The sequence below is a fragment of the Promicromonospora iranensis genome (assembly GCF_028994805.1).
GTDB lineage: Bacteria > Actinomycetota > Actinomycetes > Actinomycetales > Cellulomonadaceae > Promicromonospora > Promicromonospora iranensis.
The window spans coordinates 1-630 of the sequence record NZ_JAJQQP010000030.1 but is presented as its reverse complement, the minus strand read 5'-3'; the positions used below and the strand labels follow the sequence as shown (position 1 = coordinate 630).

General features: G+C 67.6%; 1 protein-coding gene. It reads left to right on the top strand.

Annotation, left to right across the window (positions count from 1 at the left end; translation table 11 throughout):
- Positions 1-87: 87 nt before the first annotated feature.
- Positions 88-630 (top strand): helix-turn-helix domain-containing protein (locus LUM46_RS26595; protein ID WP_274998321.1); only part of this gene is annotated, 543 nt, incomplete at its 3' end.

Genomic DNA, 630 nt, shown 5'->3' with positions numbered 1-630 from the left:
TGCTTCACGTCCTGACCTGCGTCGTTGCTGGTCAGGGGCAAATTTCGGCAGGTAGCGCAACGGCCCTTGCGTTCGGTTGGATCCAGGTTGTCTACGCCAGGTTCCGAGCCGATCGAAGGGCCGATGCGCTACAAGAGTACTTGCGGGCTGACGCCTGCCCAGACGACCGAGCTGATCGCCCGCGCATGGCAGGTCCACCAGAACCGGCCACCGGATCAGAGGTACGACTTCGTGCTGCCGTTCGGCACAGCGGTGACGCTGGTGCTCCTCAAAGCGCGGCACAACCTCGCTCAGCAGCTGACCGGAGATCTGTTCGGCGTCTCCCAAGCCACGGTCTCGCGGATCTGGCGGTACCTGCTGCCGCTTCTCGGGCAGGTCACCGCACTGGACCGCGCCCGTCTGGCCGACGCGCTGGCGCGCGGGACGGTGCTGGTCGACGGGACCCCGATCCCGACCGGCAACCGTGCCGGGACCGGGACGACGAACTTCAACGCCAAGCACAAGAAGCAGGCGCTGGGCGTTCAGGTCGCGGCCTTCCGGGACGGAACGCTGGCCGACGTCTCCGTACCGGTACGCGGCTCCCGGCACGACTCGCGGGCCCTGGACGAGGTCGGATGGGCCGACCAGATC